Origin of the sequence: Pseudomonas sp. PDM30 (assembly GCF_019218985.1) — a bacterium.
Taxonomy (GTDB): domain Bacteria; phylum Pseudomonadota; class Gammaproteobacteria; order Pseudomonadales; family Pseudomonadaceae; genus Aquipseudomonas; species Aquipseudomonas jessenii.
Window position 1 is genome coordinate 184891 of the sequence record NZ_JAHUWM010000007.1, and the last position, 22259, is coordinate 207149.

The window sequence follows — 22259 nt, forward strand, 5'->3', positions numbered from 1 at the left end:
CTGTAGGAGCGAGCTTGCTCCCACAAAGAGAGACCGCTTGCCCTGAAGCAAAGCCTGTCACGAAAACCGGCGCATGATAGCCGAGATCGGAAGCTGGAGCTTGTCGATAGAACCCGGTTATTAGCCAGCTACTGAAAACAGAGCTAGGTTTAATGTTCTGCCCATCCCCTCAGTCCGTAGCCGTGCGGACTCAAAGGAGTGATTGCAATGCCGTCCCTCGATAGCCTGAATACGCTCAAGACCCTGCAAGTCGGCAACAAGACCTACCACTACTTCAGCCTGCCCGATGCCGCCAAAAGCCTGGGTGATCTGGACAAGTTGCCGATGTCGTTGAAAGTCCTGCTGGAAAACCTGCTGCGCTGGGAGGACGAAAAAACCGTCACCGGTGCCGACCTCAAGGCATTGGCCGCGTGGCTCAAGGAGCGTCGTTCCGACCGCGAGATCCAGTACCGCCCCGCGCGGGTGCTGATGCAGGACTTCACCGGCGTACCGGCGGTGGTCGACCTGGCCGCGATGCGCGCGGCGATGGCCAAGGCCGGCGGCAATCCGCAACGGATCAACCCGCTGTCGCCGGTGGACTTGGTGATCGACCACTCGGTGATGGTCGACAAGTTCGCCAGCAGCAGCGCCTTCGAGCAGAACGTCGACATTGAAATGCAGCGCAATGGCGAGCGCTATGCGTTCCTGCGCTGGGGCCAGAGTGCCTTCGACAATTTCAGCGTGGTGCCGCCGGGCACCGGGATCTGCCACCAGGTGAATCTTGAATACCTCGGCCGCACGGTCTGGACCAAGGACGAGGACGGCCGCACTTACGCCTTCCCGGACACTCTGGTTGGCACCGATTCCCACACCACCATGATCAACGGCCTCGGCGTGCTTGGCTGGGGTGTCGGCGGTATCGAGGCGGAAGCGGCGATGCTCGGGCAACCGGTGTCGATGCTGATTCCCGAAGTCATCGGTTTCAAACTCACCGGCAAGCTCAAGGAAGGCATCACCGCCACCGACCTGGTGCTGACCGTGACCCAGATGCTGCGCAAGAAAGGCGTGGTGGGCAAATTCGTCGAATTCTACGGCGACGGCCTTGCCGACCTGCCCCTGGCCGACCGCGCGACCATCGCCAACATGGCCCCGGAATACGGCGCCACCTGCGGTTTCTTCCCGGTGGACGACATCACGCTGGAATACCTGCGCCTGTCCGGCCGGCCCCCGGAAACGGTGCAACTGGTCGAGGCCTACAGCAAGGCCCAGGGCCTGTGGCGCCTGCCCGGCCAGGAACCGGTGTTCACCGACAGCCTGGCGCTGGACATGGGCAGCGTCGAAGCCTGCCTCGCGGGGCCGAAACGCCCGCAGGACCGGGTGACGCTACCGAATGTCGCGCAAGCGTTCAGCGACTTCACCGACCTGCAATTCAAGCCCACCAGCAAGGAAGAAGGCCGCCTGGAAAGTGAAGGCGGTGGCGGTGTTGCCGTCGGCAATGCCGATATGGCCGGCGAAGCGGATTACGATTACGAAGGCCAGACCTATCGCCTGAAAAACGGCGCCGTGGTCATCGCCGCGATCACCTCCTGCACCAACACCTCCAACCCCAGCGTGATGATGGCCGCCGGGCTGGTGGCGAAGAAGGCCGTGGAAAAAGGCCTGCAACGCAAACCCTGGGTGAAGAGCTCGCTGGCCCCCGGCTCGAAAGTGGTCACCGACTACTACAAGGCGGCCGGCCTGACCCAGTACCTCGATGAATTGGGCTTTGCCCTGGTCGGCTATGGCTGCACCACTTGCATCGGCAACTCCGGGCCGCTGTCGGAGCCCATCGAGAAAGCCATCCAGCAAGCCGACCTCACCGTGGCCTCCGTGCTCTCGGGCAATCGCAACTTCGAAGGCCGGGTGCATCCATTGGTGAAAACCAACTGGCTGGCCTCCCCGCCGCTGGTGGTGGCCTATGCGCTGGCCGGCACGGTGCGCACCGACCTCAGCCGCGAGCCTCTGGGCGATGGCAAGGACGGCAAACCGGTGTACCTGCGGGACATCTGGCCAAGCAGCAAGGAAATTGCCGACGCCGTGAATCAGGTCAACACCGCCATGTTCCACAAGGAGTACGCCGAAGTGTTTGCCGGTGACGAACAATGGCAGGCGATCAAGGTTCCGCAGGCGGCGACCTATGTCTGGCAGGACGACTCGACTTACATCCAGCACCCGCCGTTCTTCGACGACATCGGCGGCCCAGCGCCCGTGGTCAAGGATGTCAGCGGCGCCAGGATCCTCGCACTGCTTGGCGACTCGGTGACCACCGACCACATTTCCCCGGCCGGCAACATCAAGGTCGACAGCCCGGCAGGGCAATACCTGCGCGACAAAGGCGTGGAACCGCGGGACTTCAACTCCTACGGCTCGCGGCGTGGCAACCATGAAGTAATGATGCGCGGCACCTTCGCCAACATTCGCATACGCAACGAAATGCTCGGCGGCGAAGAAGGCGGCAACACCCGCTACATTCCCACCGGGGAAAAAATGTCGATCTACGACGCCGCCATGCGCTATCAGGCTTCGGGCACGCCACTGGTGGTGATCGCCGGCCAGGAATACGGCACCGGCTCGAGTCGCGACTGGGCGGCCAAGGGCACCAACCTGCTGGGGGTGAAAGCAGTCGTCGCCGAAAGCTTCGAACGGATTCACCGCTCCAACCTGGTGGGCATGGGCGTGCTGCCGTTGCAATTCAAGCTGGATCAGAACCGCAAGAGCCTGAAACTGGGCGGCAGCGAAACCCTGGACATCCTCGGCTTGACCGGCGTCGAGCTGACGCCACGGATGAACCTGACGCTGGTCATCACCCGCGAAGACGGCAGCCGCGAGAAGATCGAGGTGTTGTGCCGCATCGATACACTCAATGAGGTGGAGTACTTCAAGTCCGGAGGGATTCTGCATTATGTGTTGCGGCAGTTGATCGCGTCTTGACCGACCGCTGACAAAGACACCGCCTTCGGGCGGTGTCTTTGTTTGGGCCACGAAAAGCCATGTGGGAGCGAGCTTGCTCGCGATATGGAGAGAACATTCAACATTGTTGCCGACAGTCGGTAAGCTATCGTGCGCAAGCTCGCTCCCACAGGGGGTTGGCGGTGCATCGCAAATCCCGACAAAAGGACTTCAAATGATTGCCCTGCCATGGACGCTTCTGGCCCTGCTTTCCTTCGGCTACGGCCTGGCGCTGACCTACGGCCATCTCGGCTGGCTCTCGGCAATCTCGGTGTTCCTGTTGCTGGTCGCAGGTGTCGCCGTCCGCCAACGCGACATCCCTTTTGCCCGCAACCTCGGCCACGGCCTGTTCATCGTTCTGGCCCTGGCATTGGCGACGCATTGGCTACCCGGCTTCTATAACGGTCGCGCCATCGACCCCCAGCGTTTTACCGACAATGCCGTGTCATTCGCCATGCACCTGAACCTGGACAAACCGCTGATCGGCTTCTGGCTGTTACTGGTTTGCCCGTGGATTGTCGGCCGCCGTTCGCTTCGGTTGTCACTGTATGCCACCGTACTGGCCCTGGCCTTGAGCGCCATGCTGGCATTGGGTGGCGCGCTGTTGCTGGGCGTAATCGCCTGGGCGCCGAAATGGCCGGATCAAGCCTGGCTGTGGTTGCTGAACAATCTGCTGCTGGTGACGCTGGTCGAAGAGGCGCTGTTCCGTGGCTACATCCAGGGCGGCCTGACCCGGTATCTCAAAGACCGGCCCTACGGTGAACACCTCGCCCTGCTGCTGGCGTCATTGGTCTTCGGCCTGGCCCATGCCGGCGCGGGGTGGCGGTGGGTATTGCTGGCAACGCTGGCCGGGGTCGGCTATGGCCTGGCCTATCGGCTCGGGGGGCTGGGTGCCGCCATCGCCAGCCACTTTGGCCTGAACCTGCTGCACTTCGGTCTGTTCACCTATCCGATGCTCGCCGGCTGACGCAAGGGTCATTTTGCGACGCATTGCCGATTATCGAAAAATAATCTCAACAATCCGCCAGCCTTGCCGATACAGCACTTGAAAGCCTTGCGGATTAAAAAAGCCATGCGTAACAACCAGCCAATTACACAACGCGAGCGGACCTTCCCGGCTCAGCAACGGTTGATTTCCACCACCGATGCCAAGGGCATGATCACCTACTGTAACGATGCTTTCGTCGAGATCAGCGGGTTCTCCCGAGAGGAATTGATCCGTGCACCGCACAACCTGGTCCGTCACCCCGACGTCCCGGCGGCGGTGTTCGCACACATGTGGGACACGCTGAAACAAGGCTTGCCATGGATGGGCATTGTCAAGAATCGCTGCAAGACCGGTGATCATTACTGGGTGAACGCCTACGTGACACCGATCTTCGAAGGCAATCAGGTGATCGGTTATGAGTCGGTGCGGGTCAAGCCCACCGCCGAACAGATCCGCCGTGCCGAAGCGCTCTACCAGCGCATCAACCAGGGCAAGTCAGCCATTCCCTCCTCGGATAAATGGTTGCCGATCCTGCAGGACTGGCTGCCGTTCATCCTGGTCAGCCAATTGAGCTTCATGATCGGTGCATCGCTGAACTCCCACTGGGGGTTTGCCCTGGCTGCCGGTCTTTCGGTGCCACTGGGCCTGATGGGCCTCCAGTGGCAACAGCGAGGCCTCAAGCGTTTGCTGCGCCTGGCCGAGCAGACCACCTCCGATCCGTTGATCGCACAGATGTACACCGACAGTCGCGGCGCCCAGGCGCGTCTGGAAATGTCCATCCTCAGTCAGGAAGCACGCCTGAAAACCTGCCTGACGCGTCTGCAGGACACGGCCGAACACCTGACCGATCAGGCCCGACAGTCCGACGCCCTGGCGCACAACAGCTCCAGCGGCCTGGAACGTCAACGGGTCGAGACCGAGCAAGTGGCCACCGCGGTCAACCAGATGGCCGCGACCACCCAGGAAGTCGCCAGCCACGTGCAACGCACCGCCGACGCCACCCAGGAAGCCAACCGCCTGACCGGTCGTGGTCGTGACATCGCCGGGGAAACCCGCGAAGCCATCCAGCGCCTGTCGGTAGTCGTCGGTGAAACCGGCGTGACCGTGACCCAACTGGCCAAGGACAGCAACGAAATCGGTGGCGTGGTCGACGTGATCAAAGGCATCGCCGACCAGACCAACCTGCTGGCCCTGAACGCCGCCATCGAAGCGGCCCGTGCCGGCGAAATGGGTCGTGGTTTTGCGGTGGTGGCCGACGAAGTCCGTCAGCTGGCACAACGCACCAGTGAGTCCACCGGGCAGATTCACGCACTGATCGCCAAGCTCCAGCACACCGCCGGCACTGCCGTGCAAACCATGGAAGCCGGGCATCGTCAGGCGGAAGAAGGCGTGGCGCGGGTACTGGAAGCGGACCAGGCCCTGGTGGGGATCAGCGAAGCGGTGGCCAACATCACCGACATGACCACCCAGATCGCCGCCGCGACCGAAGAGCAAAGTGCCGTGGCCGAAGAGATCAGCCGCAACATCAGCAACATTTCGGAACTGGCGGACCAGACCTCGGAACAAGCACAGAACTCGGCGTTGCTGAGTGAAGAGCTGACCAAGACTGCCAATACACAGTATTCGTTGGTGGAGCGGTTTAACCGCTGATTGCTGCTGGAATGATAAAAACCCGGACAGTGAGAGCTTCCGGGTTTTTTATTGAGCCGGTGACAGTGATGTTGTCTGGTAGTCCCTCATCGCGAGCAAGCTCGCTCCCACAGGGTTTTGAGCCACACCACAAATCACTGTGGGAGCGAGCTTGCTCGCGATGGGGGCCTTACAGCCCGCACAAAACCTCACTGAAGGAATGAAGCCACCTTCTGCGCCGCCGCCGCCAAATGCTGCTCATGGTTAAACCCCGAAGCCTTCAGCGGCTTCAAGTCATGATCCCCCGCCACCAGCCAGAACACCTCGATACCCGGCGATAGCGCGTAACCCTCGACCGCCTCCCGGTTGCCCAACGCATCGCGCTCACCTTGCACGATCAAGGTCCGCGCCTTCAGCGCCGCCAAATGCTCAACCCGTGGCTTCTCCGGTTTGCCCACCGCATAGAACGGATAACCCAGGCACACCAGCCCATCCGCGCCCAACTCATCCGCCAGCAGACTGGCCATGCGCCCGCCCATGGACTTGCCGCCGATGGCCAGCGGCCCAGTGACATGGCGTCGCACCCGGGCATACACCTCACGCCAGCATTCCAGCAGTTTCGGCGCGGGGTTCGGCGGACGTCTACCGCCATCGAGGCGCCGTTGCGCCATGTAGGGAAACTCGAAGCGCAACACGTTGACGCCTTGAGCGGCGAGGCGTGCAGCCATGTCGCTCATCCAGTCGCTGTCCATCGGTGCGCCGGCGCCATGGGCGAGGATCAGCGTCGCCGCTGCCTTGCCAGCGGCGGCATTCCACAACCATCCATGATCCCGCACGCACTGCGCCCATTGATCCCCGTCAATACCGGCCTTGTGCCCTTTGTCCATGCTTGCCTCGCTTTTAGTCTGCCTATAACTCCGGCCGAAGGGTGCACTGCCTTGCGCTGCGCGCTCACTTCGGCTGAACCGTGGATGGGGAACCATGAACACTTCTATCAGTACCGCCTACAACTACAAGGTGGTCCGCCAATTCGCCATTATGACGGTGGTGTGGGGCATCGTCGGCATGGGGCTCGGGGTTTTTCTCGCTGCCCAGTTGGTCTGGCCCGAACTCAACTTCAATTTGCCGTGGACCAGCTTCGGCCGCCTGCGCCCACTGCACACCAACGCCGTGATCTTCGCCTTTGGCGGCTGCGCGTTGTTTGCCAGTTCGTTCTATTCGGTGCAACGCACCTGCCAGACCCGGTTGTTTGCGCCGAAAATCGCCGCGTTCTGTTTCTGGGGCTGGCAGCTGGTGATCCTGCTGGCGGCCATCAGCCTGCCGCTGGGCTACACCAGCTCCAAGGAATACGCCGAGCTGGAATGGCCGATCGACATCCTGATCACCATTGTCTGGGTCGCCTACGCCATCGTGTTCTTCGGCACGATCATGCAGCGCAAGACCAAGCACATCTATGTCGGTAACTGGTTCTTCGGTGCGTTCATCGTCACCGTGGCGATCCTGCACATCGTCAACAACATGGAACTGCCCGTCAGCTTCACCAAGTCCTACTCGCTGTACTCCGGCGCCACCGATGCGATGGTGCAATGGTGGTACGGACACAACGCCGTAGGCTTCTTTCTCACCGCCGGTTTCCTCGGGATGATGTATTACTTCGTGCCGAAACAGGCCGAACGTCCGGTGTACTCCTATCGTTTGTCCATCGTGCACTTCTGGGCACTGATCACCCTTTACATCTGGGCCGGTCCGCACCACTTGCACTACACGGCGCTGCCGGACTGGGCGCAGTCGCTGGGCATGGTGATGTCGCTGATCCTGCTGGCGCCGAGCTGGGGCGGGATGATCAACGGCATGATGACCCTGTCCGGTGCCTGGCATAAGTTGCGCAGCGACCCCGTCCTGCGCTTCCTCGTGGTGTCGCTGGCGTTCTACGGCATGTCGACCTTCGAAGGGCCGATGATGGCGATCAAGACGGTCAACGCCCTCTCCCACTACACCGACTGGACCATCGGCCACGTACACGCAGGCGCCTTGGGCTGGGTGGCGATGATCTCCATCGGCGCGCTGTACCACATGATCCCGAAAGTCTTCGGCCGCGAGCAGATGCACAGCATCGGCCTGATCAACGCGCACTTCTGGCTCGCCACCATCGGCACCGTTCTGTACATCGCCTCGATGTGGGTCAACGGCATCGCCCAGGGCCTGATGTGGCGTGCGGTGAACGAGGACGGCACGCTGACCTACTCCTTCGTCGAAACCCTGGTGGCCAGCCACCCAGGCTTCGTCGTGCGGCTGGTGGGTGGCGCGATCTTCCTCAGCGGCATGTTCCTGATGGCCTACAACACCTGGCGCACCGTGCGGGCCTCGCAGCCTGCCGAAGTCGCCGCTGCCGCGCAGATGGCCTGAGGAGTCCGCCATGAAACACGAAACTATCGAGAAAAACGTCGGCCTGTTGCTGCTGCTGATGATCCTGGCCGTGAGCATCGGCGGCCTGACCCAGATCGTCCCGCTGTTCTTTCAGGACGTGACCAACAAACCGGTGGAAGGCATGAAGCCCTACACCGCGCTGCAACTGGAAGGTCGCGATATCTATATCCGCGAAGGCTGTGTCGGCTGTCACTCGCAGATGATCCGTCCGTTCCGCGCCGAGACCGAACGCTACGGGCACTACTCGGTGGCCGGTGAAAGCGTGTGGGATCACCCGTTCCTGTGGGGCTCGAAACGCACCGGGCCGGACTTGGCCCGTGTCGGTGCGCGCTACTCCGATGACTGGCACCGCGCGCACTTGTACAACCCGCGCAACGTCGTGCCGGAGTCGAAGATGCCGGCGTACCCGTGGCTGGTGGCCAACCCGGTCGACAGCAGTCATACCGAAACCAAGATCAAGGCCATGCGTACCCTGGGCGTGCCGTACACCGACGAAGACATCACCGGCGCCGTCGCTTCACTCAAGGGCAAGAGCGAAATGGATGCGTTGGTCGCCTACCTGCAAGTGCTCGGCACTGCCATCAAGAGCAAGAGGTGAGCCATGCCCCTGTCTTTTATAGAGATCGAATTGAGCACTGGAATGATCCGCGGCCTCGGCACCGTCGTGGTGTTCGTGGCCTTCGTCGGCCTGACACTGTGGGTATTCAACGGCAAGCGCGGCCCGGAATTCGCCGAAGCGCGCCTGCTGCCGTTCGCCGACGAGCCACAACCCGACATCACTGACGAATCAGCAACAAGGAGTACCCGGCCATGACCACCTTCTGGAGTACGTGGATCTGCGTACTGACCATCGGCAGCCTGATCGGCCTGACCTGGTTGCTGCTCAGCACCCGCAAGGGCGAAACCAAGGGCAGTGTCGACCAGACCATGGGCCACAGCTTCGACGGTATTGAGGAGTACGACAATCCGTTGCCGCAATGGTGGTTCATGCTGTTCGTTGGCACCTTGGTGTTTGCCGTCGGCTATCTGATCCTCTATCCGGGCCTGGGCAACTGGAAAGGCATCCTCCCCGGCTACGAAAACGGCTGGACCGGGGTGCACGAATGGGAAAAGGAAATGGCCAAGGCTGACACGAAGTTCGGGCCGATCTTCGCCAAATTCGCGGCAATGCCCGTGGAAGAAGTGGCCAAGGACCCGCAGGCTCTGAAAATGGGCGGCCGCCTGTTTGCCTCCAACTGCTCGGTGTGCCACGGCTCGGACGCCAAGGGTGCATTCGGCTTCCCCAACCTGACCGACAGCGACTGGCGCTGGGGCGGCAACCCGGAAACCATCAAGACCACCGTCATGGCCGGCCGGATGGCGATGATGCCGGCCTGGGGTGAAGTCCTGGGGGAGGACGGTGTGAAAAACGTCGCTGCGTATGTGCGCCATGGCTTGGCCAAGCTGCCATTGCCTACCGACAGCAAAGCCGACCTGCAAGCAGGACAGCAAGCCTTCAGCACCACCTGCGTCGCCTGTCACGGAGCCAACGGCCAGGGCACTGAAGCCATGGGCGCACCGAACCTGACCCACCCGGCCGGCTTCATTTACGGTACAAGCCTGACACAGCTTGAACAGACGATTCGGCATGGTCGCCAAGGCCATATGCCGGCGCAGAATGAACTGCTCGGCAACGATAAGGTGCAGTTGCTGGCTGCGTATGTGTACAGCCTGTCCCACGGTTTGAATACCGAGCGCCTGCAGGCTGAAGACAACCGCAAATAAATTCCGACCGCTCTGCTGCCGCATTCTCCCGGATGCGGCAGTTCCCTGCCCCTTTGCGACCCATTGTCGCACCCTCGCACAGACTTTCTTTCGGAACCCCGGATTCGAGTCTAAGCTTCCCCCGATGCGGACTGGCCGGTGCCGGTTCCAGGTCGACCCTGAACGATGTGTTCGACGAATCTGCCCGATGACAGGCCGCAAAGGCTGGTAGATACCGGCTGTCGCGCCAGTTGCCTTCGGTCAGCCAAACGTTGCGTTTGAACACACCCCGTTACATCCGACCTGACCCCCTCGCCTGATCAGTCCGCCGGGACGTTTTGCCCACGGGCAATTTTGTCCCTACGCGGCGCATGGAAAGGCCGCAGAATCAGCTTTTGAAAGCATTGACCCAGGTCATGGCGCGTTGCAATGACCCCCTGCTTTCTCCATACTTGCGGCCGATTTTTAATCCTAATAAAACACCCAAACCGTGGAACCTTAGAATGAGCACAGCAATCAGTCCGACTGCTTATAACTATAAGGTAGTCCGCCAGTTCGCCATCATGACGGTGGTCTGGGGGATCCTTGGCATGGGGCTTGGTGTCTTCATCGCCTCGCAACTGGTCTGGCCGGAGTTGAACTTCGGTCTGGCATGGACGAGCTTTGGACGCCTGCGCCCGTTGCACACCAACCTGGTGATTTTCGCCTTCGGTGGATGTGCACTGTTTGCCACTTCTTATTACGTCGTGCAGCGAACCTGCCAAACGCGACTGATTTCCGACAGCCTCGCCGCCTTCACCTTCTGGGGATGGCAAGCGGTGATCGTCGGCGCGATCATTACCTTGCCGATGGGTTTCACCACCACCAAGGAATACGCGGAACTGGAATGGCCCCTGGCTATTCTGCTGGCCATTGTCTGGGTCACCTACGGTCTGGTGTTCTTCGGCACCATCGTCAAGCGCAAGACCAAGCACATCTATGTGGGTAACTGGTTCTACGGCGCGTTCATCGTCGTGACCGCGATGCTGCACATCGTCAACCACATGTCGCTGCCGGTCAGCCTGTTCAAGTCCTACTCGGCCTACTCGGGTGCGACGGACGCGATGATCCAGTGGTGGTACGGCCACAACGCCGTGGGCTTCTTCCTGACCACCGGCTTCCTGGGCATGATGTACTACTTCGTGCCGAAACAGGCCGAACGTCCGATCTACTCCTATCGCCTGTCGATCGTGCACTTCTGGGCGCTGATCACCCTGTACATCTGGGCCGGTCCGCACCACCTGCACTACACCGCGCTGCCGGACTGGGCTCAGTCCCTGGGCATGGCAATGTCGATCATCCTGCTGGCGCCAAGCTGGGGCGGCATGATCAACGGCATGATGACCCTGTCGGGCGCCTGGCATAAGCTGCGCACCGACCCGATCCTGCGCTTCCTGGTCGTCTCCCTGGCGTTCTACGGCATGTCGACCTTCGAAGGCCCGATGATGGCGATCAAAACCGTCAACTCCCTGTCGCACTACACCGACTGGACCATCGGCCACGTACACGCCGGCGCTCTGGGCTGGGTTGCGATGATCTCGATCGGCGCCATCTACCACATGATCCCGAAACTGTTCGGTCGTGCGCAGATGCACAGCACCGGCCTGATCAACACGCACTTCTGGCTCGCGACCATCGGTACCGTGCTCTACATCGCCTCGATGTGGGTCAACGGCATCACCCAGGGCCTGATGTGGCGTGCAATCAACGATGACGGCACCCTCACCTACTCGTTCGTCGAAGCGCTGCAAGCCAGCCACCCGGGCTTCATTGTCCGCGCCCTGGGCGGTGCGTTCTTCGCCACCGGCATGTTGTTCATGGCCTACAACGTATTCCGTACCGTACGCGCCTCGAACCCGGCTGAAGCCAAAGCCGCCGAACAGATTGCCGTAGTTGGAGCTCACTGATGAAGCATGAAGCAGTCGAGAAGAATATTGGCCTGCTGGCCTTCTTCATGGTCATCGCCGTCAGCATCGGCGGCCTGACCCAGATCGTTCCGCTGTTTTTCCAGGATGTCACCAACAAGCCGGTCGAGGGCATGAAGCCCCGCACCGCCCTTGAACTGGAAGGCCGGGACGTTTATATCGCCAACGGTTGTGTCGGCTGCCACTCGCAGATGATCCGCCCGTTCCGTGCTGAAACCGAACGCTATGGCCACTACTCGGTCGCCGGTGAAAGCGTCTGGGACCACCCGTTCCTGTGGGGTTCCAAGCGTACCGGTCCGGACCTGGCCCGCGTCGGCGGTCGTTACTCCGATGACTGGCAGCGTGCGCATTTGTACAACCCGCGCAACGTGGTGCCTGAGTCGAAAATGCCAGCCTACCCGTTCCTCGTGGAAAACAAGCTCGACGGCAAAGACACCGCCAAGAAAATGGAAGTCTTGCGCACGCTCGGCGTCCCTTACACCGACGAAGACATCGCCGGCGCCAAGGATGCTGTGAAGGGCAAAACCGAAATGGACGCGCTGGTGGCCTATCTGCAAGGCCTGGGCACCATCATCAAAAGCAAACGGTGATCTAAATGGATATCGGGATGATTCGTGGCCTGGGCACCGTCGTTGTGATGGTGGCCTTCATCGGTCTGGCGCTGTGGGTATTCAGCCCCAAGCGCAAGTCTGAGTTTGAAGACGCGACCTTGCTGCCTTTTGCGGATGATCCCGAAGCCATCAAGCACGTCGAGCAAGCTTCTAGGAGTAACAAAGAATGACTACATTCTGGAGTCTGTACGTCACAGTCCTCAGTCTCGGTACGATCTTTTCCCTGACCTGGCTGTTGCTGTCGACCCGCAAGGGCCAGCGCAGCGAGCAGACAGACGAGACCGTCGGGCACTCCTTCGATGGCATCGAGGAGTACGACAACCCGCTGCCGAAATGGTGGTTCATGCTGTTCGTGGGCACCATCATCTTCGCACTGGGTTACCTGGTGCTGTATCCGGGCCTGGGTAACTGGAAAGGCCTGCTGCCGGGTTATGGCTACCTCGACAACGAGAAGCAGACCCCGTTCGCCAACGGCCAGACCGGCTGGACCGGCGTTCACGAGTGGGAAAAGGAAATGGCCAGGTCGGACGCCAAGTTCGGTCCGATCTTCGCCAAGTTCGCGGCCATGCCAATCGAAGAAGTGGCCAAGGACCCGCAAGCCCTGAAGATGGGCGGCCGCCTGTTCGCCTCCAACTGCTCGGTTTGCCACGGTTCCGACGCCAAGGGCGCCTACGGCTTCCCTAACCTGACCGACGCCGACTGGCGCTGGGGCGGCGACGCGCAAGCCATCAAGACCACCATCATGGGCGGCCGTCACGCGGTGATGCCTGCATGGGCTGAAGTGATCGGCGAGCAAGGCGTGGCCGACGTGGCCGCGTTTATCCTGACCAACCTCGATGGCCGCAAGCTGCCGGAAGGCGCCAAGGCCGACCCGGCTGCCGGGCAGAAACTGTTCGCCACCAACTGCGTGGCGTGCCACGGTCCGGAAGGCAAGGGTACGCCAGCGATGGGCGCACCTGACCTGACTCACCCGGCAGCGTTCATCTACGGCTCGAGCTTCGCTCAACTGCAGCAGACCATCCGTTACGGCCGTCAGGGCCAGATGCCTGCACAAGAGGCAATGCAGGGTAACGACAAGGTTCACCTGCTGGCCGCTTACGTCTACAGCCTGTCTCACGGTGAGAAGGCAGCGGACGCCGAGTAAGGCAAACGCTTGAAGCAACAAAAAACGGCCCCGCCAATGTGAATTGGCGGGGCCGTTTTCATTTCAAGTCTACGCACGCTTATTTGCGCATAGTTCCGTGGACTTGCTGGCGAGTCATCCGGGTTATTATTTCTCACGCACTCTTCGATCAACCAATGTAAAACGGCTTCGCCATTTTTAGTTGGCGAAACCGTTTTAGACGCTCATGAACACACTTCGCATTCATGCGTATTGGTTGTAATCAAGGAAGGTTACCGCCACCCAGACTGTCCAGACCACCAGTCCCTTTCTTGTTGCCTGAAGAGCGATTTTCCTGAACTTTTTTCGCCGTCGGCGCCACCATATCCACAGTCGTGGCTGGTGCCGGAATCGTGCAGTCTGTACCAGGCTCATGAGCTTCGACAGTGACTGGTCCAACAGACTGAGTTGCCCAGGTGCAATCTTTATCATTAATAGACATTTTTACTTATCCTTAAGTAGATTTTTAAATATACGACACGCAATACCACAATCAAATCTTATTGCTGCCGCAGTGACAACTTATTAAAACAAGAACCAAACATCCATCGACCAACAATCACAAAGTATGACCAAAGTTAAAAACATATTCTTTATACAGCAGACTTTTGATATCTCTTTCCACCCAGGCACCCGTCGACGCTCGACGGAGAAAAAAGATAAATCGTCTATAGTCAATTGACCTGCATCATGTTTTGTTACATCTGCTACACCATTCATGATTTTTCCCCAACGCGACCAAAGGTCGCACCCGCAGGCTAGAGCGACAGGCGTATCATTGCGCCACTGCAACACCCCTTTTTGACCGCGGTCGGCACGTACTGACCGAGGCATTTTTCCACTGCCGTGGGATGCAATGATGAGCAACCAGATTCCGGTACACGACGTCACTCCACCCACCAAAAACGCGAACAACAGCGTCGACCTCTACGCCTCCAGGGAAAAAATCTACACCCGCGCCTTCACCGGCCTGTTTCGCAACCTGCGGATGACCGGCGGAGCCCTGTTGTTCCTGCTGTACTTCGGCACGGTGTGGCTGGACTGGGGCGGTCATCAGGCCGTGTGGTGGAACCTGCCGGAGCGCAAGTTCTTCATTTTCGGCGCCACCTTCTGGCCTCAGGATTTCATTCTGCTCTCCGGCATGTTGATCATCGCCGCCTTCGGCCTGTTCTTCATCACCGTGTACGCCGGACGGGTCTGGTGCGGCTATACCTGCCCGCAAAGCGTCTGGACCTGGATTTTCATGTGGTGCGAAAAAGTCACCGAAGGGGACCGCAACCAACGCATCAAGCTCGACAAGGCGCCGATGAGCGCCAACAAATTTGTGCGCAAGTTCAGCAAACACAGCTTGTGGCTGTTGATCGGCTTCGTTACCGGCATGACCTTCGTCGGCTACTTCTCACCGATCCGCGAACTGGTATTCGAATTTTTCACCGGCCAGGCGGATGGCTGGTCGTACTTCTGGGTCGGTTTCTTCACCCTCGCCACTTACGGCAACGCCGGCTGGTTGCGCGAACAGGTGTGCATCTACATGTGCCCGTACGCACGCTTCCAGAGCGTGATGTTCGACAAGGACACCCTGATCGTTTCCTACGATCCGCGCCGTGGCGAAGGCCGTGGACCGCGTAAAAAAGGTATCGACTACAAGGCCCAGGGCCTGGGCGACTGCATCGACTGCACCATGTGCGTCCAGGTCTGCCCGACGGGCATCGACATCCGCGACGGTCTGCAAATCGAATGCATCGGTTGCGCCGCCTGCATCGATGCCTGCGACGCCATCATGGACAAGATGGACTACCCGCGCGGACTGATCAGCTACACCACCGAGCACAACCTGTCCGGACAGAAAACCCATAAACTGCGCCCGCGCCTGATTGGCTATGCCATTGTGCTGCTGGCGATGATCAGCCTGCTGGTAACGGCATTCTTCATGCGTGCGCTGGTGGGTTTCGATGTCAGCAAGGACCGCGTGCTGTACCGCGAGAACGCCGAAGGCCGGATCGAAAACGTCTACAGCCTGAAAATCATGAACAAGGACCAGCGCGACCATACCTACCTGCTCGAAGCATCCGGCCTGCCGGATCTCAAATTGCAGGGTCGACGCGAGATCAAGGTCGCGGCCGGCGAGATCGTCAGCCAGCCTGCCGAGCTGTCCGTTGCACCGGAAAAACTGCCGTCGAGCACCAACGAGGTGAAATTCATCCTCAAGGACGCCGATGACGACAGCGTCCACATTGAAGCCAAGAGCCGGTTCATCGGCCCACAGAATCGTTGAGAGAACTGAACATGCCCGCAGCAAATGCCGCAAGCCCCTGGTACAAGCACCTCTGGCCGTGGATCATCATCGGGATCCTGGCCTGCTCGGTGGCCCTGACCTTGTCCATGGTGACCATCGCGGTGAACAACCCGGACAACCTGGTCAACGACAACTACTACGAGGCCGGCAAAGGCATCAACCGCTCCCTCGACCGTGAGCTGCTGGCCCAGACCCTGAAAATGCGCGCCAGCGTTCATCTCGACGGCATGACTGGCGAGGTTGACCTGCGCCTGAGCGGCGACAGCCAGCCCAAGACCCTGGAGCTGAACCTGATCTCGCCGACCCAGCCGGAAAAGGATCGCAAGATCATCCTGACCCGCAGCGAAACCGAACAGGGCCGCTACATCGGCCAGTTGAGTGACAAGATCGAAGGCCGGCGTTTTGTCGAGTTGCTTGGCACTCAGGACGAGCACATCTGGCGCATGTTCGAAGAGGAACCGGTCAGCCATGACAAGGATCTGCTGCTCGGTGATGAGCCGCTGCAAGGTGCCGAAGACCTGAAAAAGTAAAGCCGCGCTTCGCGCATCGCGAGCAAGCTCGCTCCCACAGTTGATCCCTGTGGGAGCGAGCTTGCTCGCGATGAGGCCCTATCCGACGATAGAGATTCAGCAGTACTAGTGAATACTCCATGACCACCACCCCACTCCCCTGCTACCACTGCGCCCTGCCCGTCCCGGCCGGCAGCCGCTTCACCGCTGCGGTCCTGGGGCAAACCCGCGAATTCTGCTGCCCGGGCTGCCAGGCCGTGGCCGAGGCCATTGTCGCCGGTGGCCTGGAAAGCTATTACCAGCACCGCAGCGAAGCCTCGGCCAACCCTGAAGCGCTGCCGGTGCAACTGGTGGATGAACTGGCGCTGTACGACCGCGCCGATGTGCAGCAGCCCTTTGTCCGCCACGATGGCGAACTGGCCGAAACCACGCTGCTGATGGAAGGCATCAGTTGCGCGGCCTGCGGCTGGCTGATCGAAAAACACCTGCGCACCTTGCCGGCCGTGGCCGAAGCGCGCCTAAACCTGTCCAACCATCGCCTGCACGTACGCTGGGCCGATGGGCAGTTGCCGCTGAGCCAGGTACTCAGCGAACTGCGTCACATCGGGTACGCCGCACACCCGTATCAGGCCGACCGGGCCAGCGAACAACTGGCCAGCGAAAACCGCCTGGCCCTGCGCCAGCTCGGCGTGGCCGGTCTGCTGTGGTTCCAAGCGATGATGGCAACCATGGCCACCTGGCCTGAATTCAACATCGACCTCAGCCCCGAACTGCACACCATCCTGCGCTGGGTCGCGCTGTTCCTCACCACCCCGATTGTGTTCTACAGCTGTGCGCCGTTCTTCAAAGGCGCCATGCGCGATCTGCGCACCCGCCACCTGACCATGGACGTTTCGGTGTCGCTGGCCATCGGCAGCGCCTACATCGCCGGAATCTGGACGTCCATCACCGGGGTCGGCGAACTGTATTTCGATGCCGTCGGCATGTTTGCCCTGTTCCTGCTGGCCGGGCGTTATCTGGAACGCCGCGCCCGCGAGCGCACCGCCGCCGCCACCGCGCAGCTTGTGAATCTATTGCCCGCCTCGTGCCTGCGATTGACAGCCGACGGCCAGAGCGAACGCATTCTGCTCAGTGAACTGCGTGTCGGCGATCAGGTGCTGGTTCATCCGGGCGCCATTCTCCCGGCTGACGGCAAGATCCTCGACGGCCAGTCGAGTGTCGACGAGTCGCTGCTGACCGGCGAATACCTGCCGCAACCACGCACCCTCGGCGACGCGGTCACCGCCGGCACAATGAACGTCGAAGGCGCACTCACCGTCGAGGTCCAGGCCCTGGGCCAGGACACTCGCCTCTCGGCCATCGTTCGCCTGCTCGATCGCGCCCAGGCCGAAAAACCGCGCCTGGCGGAAATCGCCGACCGCGCCGCGCAATGGTTCCTGCTGTTGTCGCTGATCGCTGCCGCCGCGATTGGCCTGTTGTGGTGGCAGCTGGATGCCTCGCGAGCCTTCTGGATCGTGCTGGCGATGCTGGTGGCGACCTGCCCGTGCGCCTTGTCGCTGGCGACGCCGACCGCCCTCACCGCCGCCACCGGCACACTGCACAAACTCGGTCTGTTGCTGACCCGCGGCCATGTGCTGGAAGGCCTGAACCAGATCGACACGGTGATTTTCGACAAGACCGGCACCCTCACCGAAGGACGCCTGGCGCTGCGCTCGATCCGCCCCCTCGGCGCGCTCGACAGCGATCAATGCCTGAGCCTCGCCGCCGCCCTGGAAAACCGCTCCGAACATCCGATCGCCCGCGCTTTCGGTCGTGCGCCGACAGCTGCCGAAGAAGTCCACAGCACACCGGGCCTTGGCCTGGAGGGGCTGGTTGATGGGCGGCGTCTGCGTATCGGCCAACCGGGTTTTGTCTGCGAACTCAGCGGCGCCATGGTGCCATCGATGCCGGAAGAGCCCGGCCAATGGCTGCTACTCGGCGACAGCGAGGGGCCGCTGGCCTGGCTCGTCCTCGACGATCGCTTGCGTGCCGATGCACCCGCGCTGCTCGCTGCGTGCAAGGCCCGTGGCTGGCGCACGCTGCTGCTGTCCGGCGACAGCTCGCCGATGGTCGCCAGCGTGGCGGCGGAACTGGGTATCGATGAAGCCCGTGGTGGCTTGCGTCCGGACGATAAACTGCAGGTCCTGCAACAACTGCACAAGGAAGGTCGCAAGGTGTTGATGCTCGGTGACGGGGTCAATGACGTGCCGGTGCTGGCGGCTGCGGATATCAGCGTCGCCATGGGCTCGGCCACCGACCTGGCGAAAACCAGTGCCGACGCCGTGCTGCTGTCCAACCGCCTCGACGCGCTGGTGCAAGCCTTCAGCCTGGCGCGGCGCACCCGTCGGGTCATTATCGAGAACCTTCTGTGGGCCGGGTTGTACAATGGCCTCATGTTGCCCTTCGCCGCCCTCGGCTGGATCACTCCGGTGTGGGCGGCGGTGGGCATGTCGATCAGTTCGTTGACCGTGGTGTTGAACGCGCTGCGCCTGACTCGCATGCCGAGCGCGCCCGCCCCCGGCACCACGCCAGAAACCCGCCCGCTGCCGGCCTGAGCCGCGCGGGCATGGAGTCCAGATGCCAGCTCTTTACGTGATGATTCCCGCTGCGCTGCTGATCGTGGCCATCGCCGTCTATATCTTCTTCTGGGCGGTGGACAGCGGTCAGTACGACGACCTTGACGGCCCGGCCCACAGCATCCTGTTCGACGACCAGGACCCGAACCACACTGCCGCCGTCGACGAGGCCAGCGGCCAACCGGCCAAAACGGACGACAAGGCCCCGCCCCATGCTTGAATTGACGCCACTGCTGGTGTCTGCGGTGATCCTCGGCTTGCTCGGCGGCGGCCATTGCCTGGGCATGTGCGGCGGCTTGATGGGCGCGCTGACCCTGGCGATTCCCAAGGAGCAACGCAGCCGCCGCTTTCGTCTGCTGCTGGCCTATAACCTGGGCCGGATTCTGAGCTATGCCTGTGCCGGACTGCTGATCGGCCTGGCCGGATGGGCCGTGGCCAGCAGCCCGGCGGCGATGTTCCTGCGCATCCTCGCCGGCTTACTGCTGATTGCCATGGGCCTGTACCTGGCCGGCTGGTGGAACGGCCTGACCCGTATCGAAAGCCTCGGTCGAGGCCTGTGGCGGCACATCCAGCCAGTCGCCAACCGGTTACTGCCGGTGTCGAACGTTCCGCGCGCGCTGCTGTTGGGCGCGCTCTGGGGCTGGCTGCCGTGCGGCCTGGTCTACAGCACCTTGCTATGGTCGGCCAGCCAGGGCAACGCGCTGGACAGTGCGTTGTTGATGCTCGCGTTCGGGCTCGGCACCTGGCCAGTGCTGCTGGCGACAGGCCTTGCCGCCGAGCGCATCACCGCACTGTTGCGCAAGCGCAGCGTGCGGATGGCGGGCGGGATGCTGGTGATGCTGTTTGGCATCTGGACGTTGCCGGGGCCGCATCAGCATTGGTTGATGGGGCATTAAACCGGCGGCGCGCCCATCGCGAGCAAGCTCGCTCCCACAGGGGGAGTCGCTGTGTACACAAAACCTGTGGGAGCGAGCTTGCTCGCGATGAGGCCCTCACAAACGACAAAGATTCTGACCTTGATGCAAATCAAGATGCCCCACCCCGCCCTCGCATAAAGTGGCTGACACTGCCAGCCTATCCGGGGGAATGCCCGCATGATGCTCGACGCCATTCGTTGGGACACCGATCTGATCCGCCGTTATGACCTGGCGGGACCACGCTACACCTCGTACCCGACCGCCGTGCAATTCAACAGCCAGGTCGGCACCTTCGACCTGTTTCATGCCCTGCGCGACAGCCGCAAGGCCCAACGCCCGTTGTCGCTGTATGTGCACGTGCCGTTCTGCGCGAACATTTGCTATTACTGCGCCTGCAACAAGGTCATCACCAAGGATCGCGGGCGGGCGCAGCCGTACTTGCAGCGCCTGGAACAGGAAATCCAGTTGATCGCCTGCCACCTCGACCCTACGCAGAAAGTCGAGCAATTGCACTTCGGTGGCGGCACACCGACCTTTCTCAGCCACGACGAACTGCGCCAATTGATGGCGCACTTGCGCAAACACTTCAATTTGCTGGACGACGACTCCGGCGACTACGGCATCGAGATCGACCCGCGCGAGGCCGACTGGTCGACCATGGGCCTGCTGCGCGAACTGGGTTTCAATCGGGTCAGCATCGGCCTGCAAGACCTCGACCCGGCGGTGCAGCGTGCAGTCAATCGCCTGCAAAGCCTGGAAGAAACCCGCGCGGTGATCGACGCCGCCCGCACCTTGCAGTTTCGCTCGATCAATATCGACCTGATCTACGGCCTGCCGAGACAGACGCCGGAGAATTTCGCCCGCACCGTGGAAGAGGTCATCCGCCTGCAACCGGATAGATTATCGGTGTTCAACTACGCCCACCTGCCGGAACGCTTCATGCCCCAGCGGCGCATCAACAGCGATGAACTGCCGACACCTGCGCAGAAACTGGAAATGCTGCAGCGCACCATCGAGCAACTGATCAGCGCCGGCTACCGCTACATCGGCATGGACCACTTCGCCCTGCCCGACGACGAGCTGGCGATTGCCCAGGAAGAATCGACCCTGCAACGCAATTTCCAGGGCTACACCACCCACGGTCATTGCGATCTGATCGGCCTCGGTGTGTCGGCGATCAGCCAGATCGGCGACCTGTACTGCCAGAACAGCAGCGACCTGAACCAGTACCAGAACGCGCTCGCATCCATGCAACTGGCCACCAGCCGCGGCCTGCTGTGCAATGCCGATGACCGGCTGCGGCGTGCGGTCATCCAGCAATTGATCTGCAATTTCAGTCTCGAATACGCTGACATCGAGCAGGCCTTCAACATCGATTTTCAAGGCTATTTCGGCGATCTCTGGCCCCAGTTGCAATACATGGCCAAAGACGGGCTGATCGAACTCGATCGCGACAGGATCACCATCCTGCCCGCCGGGCGACTGTTGGTGCGCTCGGTGTGCATGGTGTTCGACGCGTACCTGGAACAACACAGTCGCCAGCGATTTTCACGGGTAATCTAATTCTGCAAGCTAGCACCCCAGACTGGCCTCGATATCCTATGGTGAGTTACCCTTACGTCTTATGTGTGAATTCCCACAAGGATTGAAGAAATGTCCGAGCCAGTAAAACTGCGCGCTCATAATCAAGCCCATTGCAAGGATTGCAGCCTGGCCCCTCTTTGCCTGCCACTTTCGCTGAATCTGGAAGACATGGATGCGCTGGACGAAATCGTCAAACGTGGCCGGCCGCTGAAAAAAGGCGAATTTCTGTTCCGTCAGGGCGATACCTTCGATTCTGTCTACGCGGTCCGTTCTGGCGCCCTCAAGACCTTCAGCCTGAGCGACACCGGTGAAGAACAGCTCACCGGCTTCCACCTGCCCAGCGAACTGGTCGGCCTGTCGGGCATGGACACAGAAAAGCACCCTGTGTCGGCACAAGCCCTGGAAACCACCTCGGTGTGTGAAATTCCTTTCGAGCGTCTCGACGAACTGGCCCTGCAATTGCCGCAGTTGCGCCGTCAGCTGATGCGGGTGATGAGTCGCGAAATCCGTGACGACCAGCAGATGATGCTGCTGTTGTCGAAAAAGACCGCCGACGAACGCATCGCCACCTTCCTGGTCAACCTTTCGGCACGTTTCCGCGCCCGGGGTTTTTCCGCCAATCAGTTCCGCCTGAGCATGTCGCGTAACGAAATCGGCAACTACCTGGGCCTGGCGGTGGAAACCGTATCCCGCGTCTTTACCCGCTTCCAGCAAAACGAGCTGATTGCGGCAGAAGGCAAGGAAATCCGGATTATCGACCCGATCCAGCTGTGCGCCCTGGCCGGTGGCTCACTGGAAGGCTGAAACAAAACGTTGCGGCTGAGCGAAACGGGTCAGCCGCCGTTAT

At 61.0% G+C, this 22259-nt stretch carries 20 protein-coding genes; 18 read left to right on the forward strand and 2 right to left on the reverse strand.

All coding sequences use genetic code 11. The features are described from left to right. Positions 1-207: 207 nt before the first annotated feature. From acnA to KW840_RS18270, 3 genes are all read left to right on the forward strand, one after another. Complete coding sequence (gene acnA, locus KW840_RS18260) at positions 208-2949, forward strand: aconitate hydratase AcnA (RefSeq protein WP_218496703.1); 2742 nt, start codon at positions 208-210, stop codon at positions 2947-2949. Between the two features lie 193 nt (positions 2950-3142). Beyond that, positions 3143-3934 carry a CPBP family intramembrane glutamic endopeptidase gene (locus KW840_RS18265; RefSeq protein ID WP_218496705.1) on the forward strand — a complete coding sequence of 264 codons (792 nt, stop codon included), beginning with the start codon at positions 3143-3145 and terminating at the stop codon, positions 3932-3934. Between the two features lie 105 nt (positions 3935-4039). Then, positions 4040-5605 carry a PAS domain-containing methyl-accepting chemotaxis protein gene (locus KW840_RS18270; protein ID WP_218496707.1) on the forward strand — a complete coding sequence of 522 codons (1566 nt, stop codon included), beginning with the start codon at positions 4040-4042 and terminating at the stop codon, positions 5603-5605. Positions 5606-5793: 188 nt separating this feature from the next. Here the strand turns inward: KW840_RS18270 and KW840_RS18275 are convergent, their stop codons facing one another. Beyond that, a complete protein-coding gene (locus tag KW840_RS18275; RefSeq protein WP_218496709.1) occupies positions 5794-6471 on the reverse strand; it encodes an alpha/beta family hydrolase in 678 nt (225 codons plus the stop codon). A gap of 94 nt (positions 6472-6565) precedes the next feature. Here KW840_RS18275 and ccoN (KW840_RS18280) point away from each other — a divergent pair, with 94 nt between their 5' ends. The 8 genes from ccoN (KW840_RS18280) (at position 6566) to ccoP (KW840_RS18315) (ending at position 13473) form a co-directional block, all read left to right on the forward strand. Beyond that, the gene (ccoN, locus tag KW840_RS18280) at positions 6566-7990 is read left to right on the forward strand and encodes a cytochrome-c oxidase, cbb3-type subunit I (RefSeq protein WP_057715668.1); all 1425 of its coding nucleotides are present in this window, start codon (positions 6566-6568) and stop codon (positions 7988-7990) included. 10 nt (positions 7991-8000) lie between these two features. Further along, the gene (gene ccoO, locus KW840_RS18285) at positions 8001-8609 is read left to right on the forward strand and encodes a cytochrome-c oxidase, cbb3-type subunit II (RefSeq protein ID WP_057715669.1); all 609 of its coding nucleotides are present in this window, start codon (positions 8001-8003) and stop codon (positions 8607-8609) included. An 18-nt stretch (positions 8610-8627) separates the two neighbouring features. Beyond that, on the forward strand, positions 8628-8825 hold the full coding sequence (locus tag KW840_RS18290; protein ID WP_218496891.1) for a cbb3-type cytochrome c oxidase subunit 3: 198 nt from the start codon (positions 8628-8630) through the stop codon (positions 8823-8825). Further along, positions 8822-9775, forward strand: a complete 954-nt coding sequence (gene ccoP / locus KW840_RS18295) for a cytochrome-c oxidase, cbb3-type subunit III (protein ID WP_218496711.1) — start codon at positions 8822-8824, stop codon at positions 9773-9775. The genes KW840_RS18290 and ccoP (KW840_RS18295) overlap by 4 nt, the downstream gene beginning before the upstream one ends. Positions 9776-10257: 482 nt before the next feature. Then, positions 10258-11700, forward strand: a complete 1443-nt coding sequence (gene ccoN / locus KW840_RS18300; protein WP_008050393.1) for a cytochrome-c oxidase, cbb3-type subunit I — start codon at positions 10258-10260, stop codon at positions 11698-11700. Further along, positions 11700-12308 (forward strand): cytochrome-c oxidase, cbb3-type subunit II, encoded by a 609-nt coding sequence (gene ccoO, locus KW840_RS18305; RefSeq protein ID WP_009042961.1) that lies wholly within the window; start codon positions 11700-11702, stop codon positions 12306-12308. Before ccoN (KW840_RS18300) ends, ccoO (KW840_RS18305) begins: the two co-directional genes overlap by 1 nt. A 5-nt stretch (positions 12309-12313) precedes the next feature. After that, on the forward strand, positions 12314-12499 hold the full coding sequence (locus KW840_RS18310; RefSeq protein ID WP_003175465.1) for a CcoQ/FixQ family Cbb3-type cytochrome c oxidase assembly chaperone: 186 nt from the start codon (positions 12314-12316) through the stop codon (positions 12497-12499). Then, positions 12496-13473 (forward strand): cytochrome-c oxidase, cbb3-type subunit III, encoded by a 978-nt coding sequence (ccoP, locus tag KW840_RS18315; protein WP_057715672.1) that lies wholly within the window; start codon positions 12496-12498, stop codon positions 13471-13473. The genes KW840_RS18310 and ccoP (KW840_RS18315) overlap by 4 nt, the downstream gene beginning before the upstream one ends. Before the next feature lie 241 nt (positions 13474-13714). Here ccoP (KW840_RS18315) and KW840_RS18320 read toward each other — a convergent pair whose 3' ends face one another. Continuing rightward, the gene (locus KW840_RS18320; RefSeq protein WP_131726882.1) at positions 13715-13933 is read right to left on the reverse strand and encodes a hypothetical protein; all 219 of its coding nucleotides are present in this window, start codon (positions 13931-13933) and stop codon (positions 13715-13717) included. Between the two features lie 417 nt (positions 13934-14350). On the opposite strand from KW840_RS18320, the gene ccoG reads away from it, so the two are divergent. The 7 genes from ccoG to fnr all read left to right on the forward strand — a co-directional run bounded on the left by ccoG (position 14351) and on the right by fnr (position 22216). Next, positions 14351-15766, forward strand: a complete 1416-nt coding sequence (ccoG, locus tag KW840_RS18325; RefSeq protein WP_090454077.1) for a cytochrome c oxidase accessory protein CcoG — start codon at positions 14351-14353, stop codon at positions 15764-15766. Positions 15767-15777: 11 nt separating this feature from the next. Beyond that, on the forward strand, positions 15778-16317 hold the full coding sequence (locus tag KW840_RS18330; RefSeq protein ID WP_218496713.1) for a FixH family protein: 540 nt from the start codon (positions 15778-15780) through the stop codon (positions 16315-16317). 119 nt (positions 16318-16436) lie between these two features. After that, positions 16437-18890, forward strand: coding sequence for a heavy metal translocating P-type ATPase (locus tag KW840_RS18335; RefSeq protein ID WP_218496714.1), 2454 nt, complete (start codon positions 16437-16439; stop codon positions 18888-18890). Between the two features lie 22 nt (positions 18891-18912). After that, positions 18913-19131 carry a cbb3-type cytochrome oxidase assembly protein CcoS gene (gene ccoS, locus KW840_RS18340; RefSeq protein WP_056721958.1) on the forward strand — a complete coding sequence of 73 codons (219 nt, stop codon included), beginning with the start codon at positions 18913-18915 and terminating at the stop codon, positions 19129-19131. Next, positions 19124-19807 (forward strand): sulfite exporter TauE/SafE family protein, encoded by a 684-nt coding sequence (locus KW840_RS18345; protein WP_218496725.1) that lies wholly within the window; start codon positions 19124-19126, stop codon positions 19805-19807. Before ccoS ends, KW840_RS18345 begins: the two co-directional genes overlap by 8 nt. Positions 19808-20008: 201 nt before the next feature. Next, on the forward strand, positions 20009-21391 hold the full coding sequence (hemN, locus tag KW840_RS18350; RefSeq protein ID WP_218496893.1) for an oxygen-independent coproporphyrinogen III oxidase: 1383 nt from the start codon (positions 20009-20011) through the stop codon (positions 21389-21391). 90 nt (positions 21392-21481) lie between these two features. Continuing rightward, on the forward strand, positions 21482-22216 hold the full coding sequence (gene fnr / locus KW840_RS18355) for a fumarate/nitrate reduction transcriptional regulator Fnr (protein WP_046041331.1): 735 nt from the start codon (positions 21482-21484) through the stop codon (positions 22214-22216). Positions 22217-22259: the final 43 nt, after the last annotated feature.

Bases quoted from the DNA above. Each gene is read 5' to 3' on its own strand.
- acnA (WP_218496703.1), top strand. From the start codon at position 208: ATGCCGTCCCTCGATAGCCTGAATACGCTCAAGACCCTGCAAGTCGGC.
- KW840_RS18265 (WP_218496705.1), top strand. From the start codon at position 3,143: ATGATTGCCCTGCCATGGACGCTTCTGGCCCTGCTTTCCTTCGGCTAC.
- KW840_RS18270 (WP_218496707.1), top strand. From the start codon at position 4,040: ATGCGTAACAACCAGCCAATTACACAACGCGAGCGGACCTTCCCGGCT.
- KW840_RS18275 (WP_218496709.1), bottom strand. From the start codon at position 6,471: ATGGACAAAGGGCACAAGGCCGGTATTGACGGGGATCAATGGGCGCAG.
- ccoN (WP_057715668.1), top strand. From the start codon at position 6,566: ATGAACACTTCTATCAGTACCGCCTACAACTACAAGGTGGTCCGCCAA.
- ccoO (WP_057715669.1), top strand. From the start codon at position 8,001: ATGAAACACGAAACTATCGAGAAAAACGTCGGCCTGTTGCTGCTGCTG.
- ccoP (WP_218496711.1), top strand. From the start codon at position 8,822: ATGACCACCTTCTGGAGTACGTGGATCTGCGTACTGACCATCGGCAGC.
- ccoN (WP_008050393.1), top strand. From the start codon at position 10,258: ATGAGCACAGCAATCAGTCCGACTGCTTATAACTATAAGGTAGTCCGC.
- ccoO (WP_009042961.1), top strand. From the start codon at position 11,700: ATGAAGCATGAAGCAGTCGAGAAGAATATTGGCCTGCTGGCCTTCTTC.
- KW840_RS18310 (WP_003175465.1), top strand. From the start codon at position 12,314: ATGGATATCGGGATGATTCGTGGCCTGGGCACCGTCGTTGTGATGGTG.
- ccoP (WP_057715672.1), top strand. From the start codon at position 12,496: ATGACTACATTCTGGAGTCTGTACGTCACAGTCCTCAGTCTCGGTACG.
- KW840_RS18320 (WP_131726882.1), bottom strand. From the start codon at position 13,933: ATGTCTATTAATGATAAAGATTGCACCTGGGCAACTCAGTCTGTTGGA.
- ccoG (WP_090454077.1), top strand. From the start codon at position 14,351: ATGAGCAACCAGATTCCGGTACACGACGTCACTCCACCCACCAAAAAC.
- KW840_RS18330 (WP_218496713.1), top strand. From the start codon at position 15,778: ATGCCCGCAGCAAATGCCGCAAGCCCCTGGTACAAGCACCTCTGGCCG.
- KW840_RS18335 (WP_218496714.1), top strand. From the start codon at position 16,437: ATGACCACCACCCCACTCCCCTGCTACCACTGCGCCCTGCCCGTCCCG.
- ccoS (WP_056721958.1), top strand. From the start codon at position 18,913: ATGCCAGCTCTTTACGTGATGATTCCCGCTGCGCTGCTGATCGTGGCC.
- KW840_RS18345 (WP_218496725.1), top strand. From the start codon at position 19,124: ATGCTTGAATTGACGCCACTGCTGGTGTCTGCGGTGATCCTCGGCTTG.
- hemN (WP_218496893.1), top strand. From the start codon at position 20,009: ATGCTCGACGCCATTCGTTGGGACACCGATCTGATCCGCCGTTATGAC.
- fnr (WP_046041331.1), top strand. From the start codon at position 21,482: ATGTCCGAGCCAGTAAAACTGCGCGCTCATAATCAAGCCCATTGCAAG.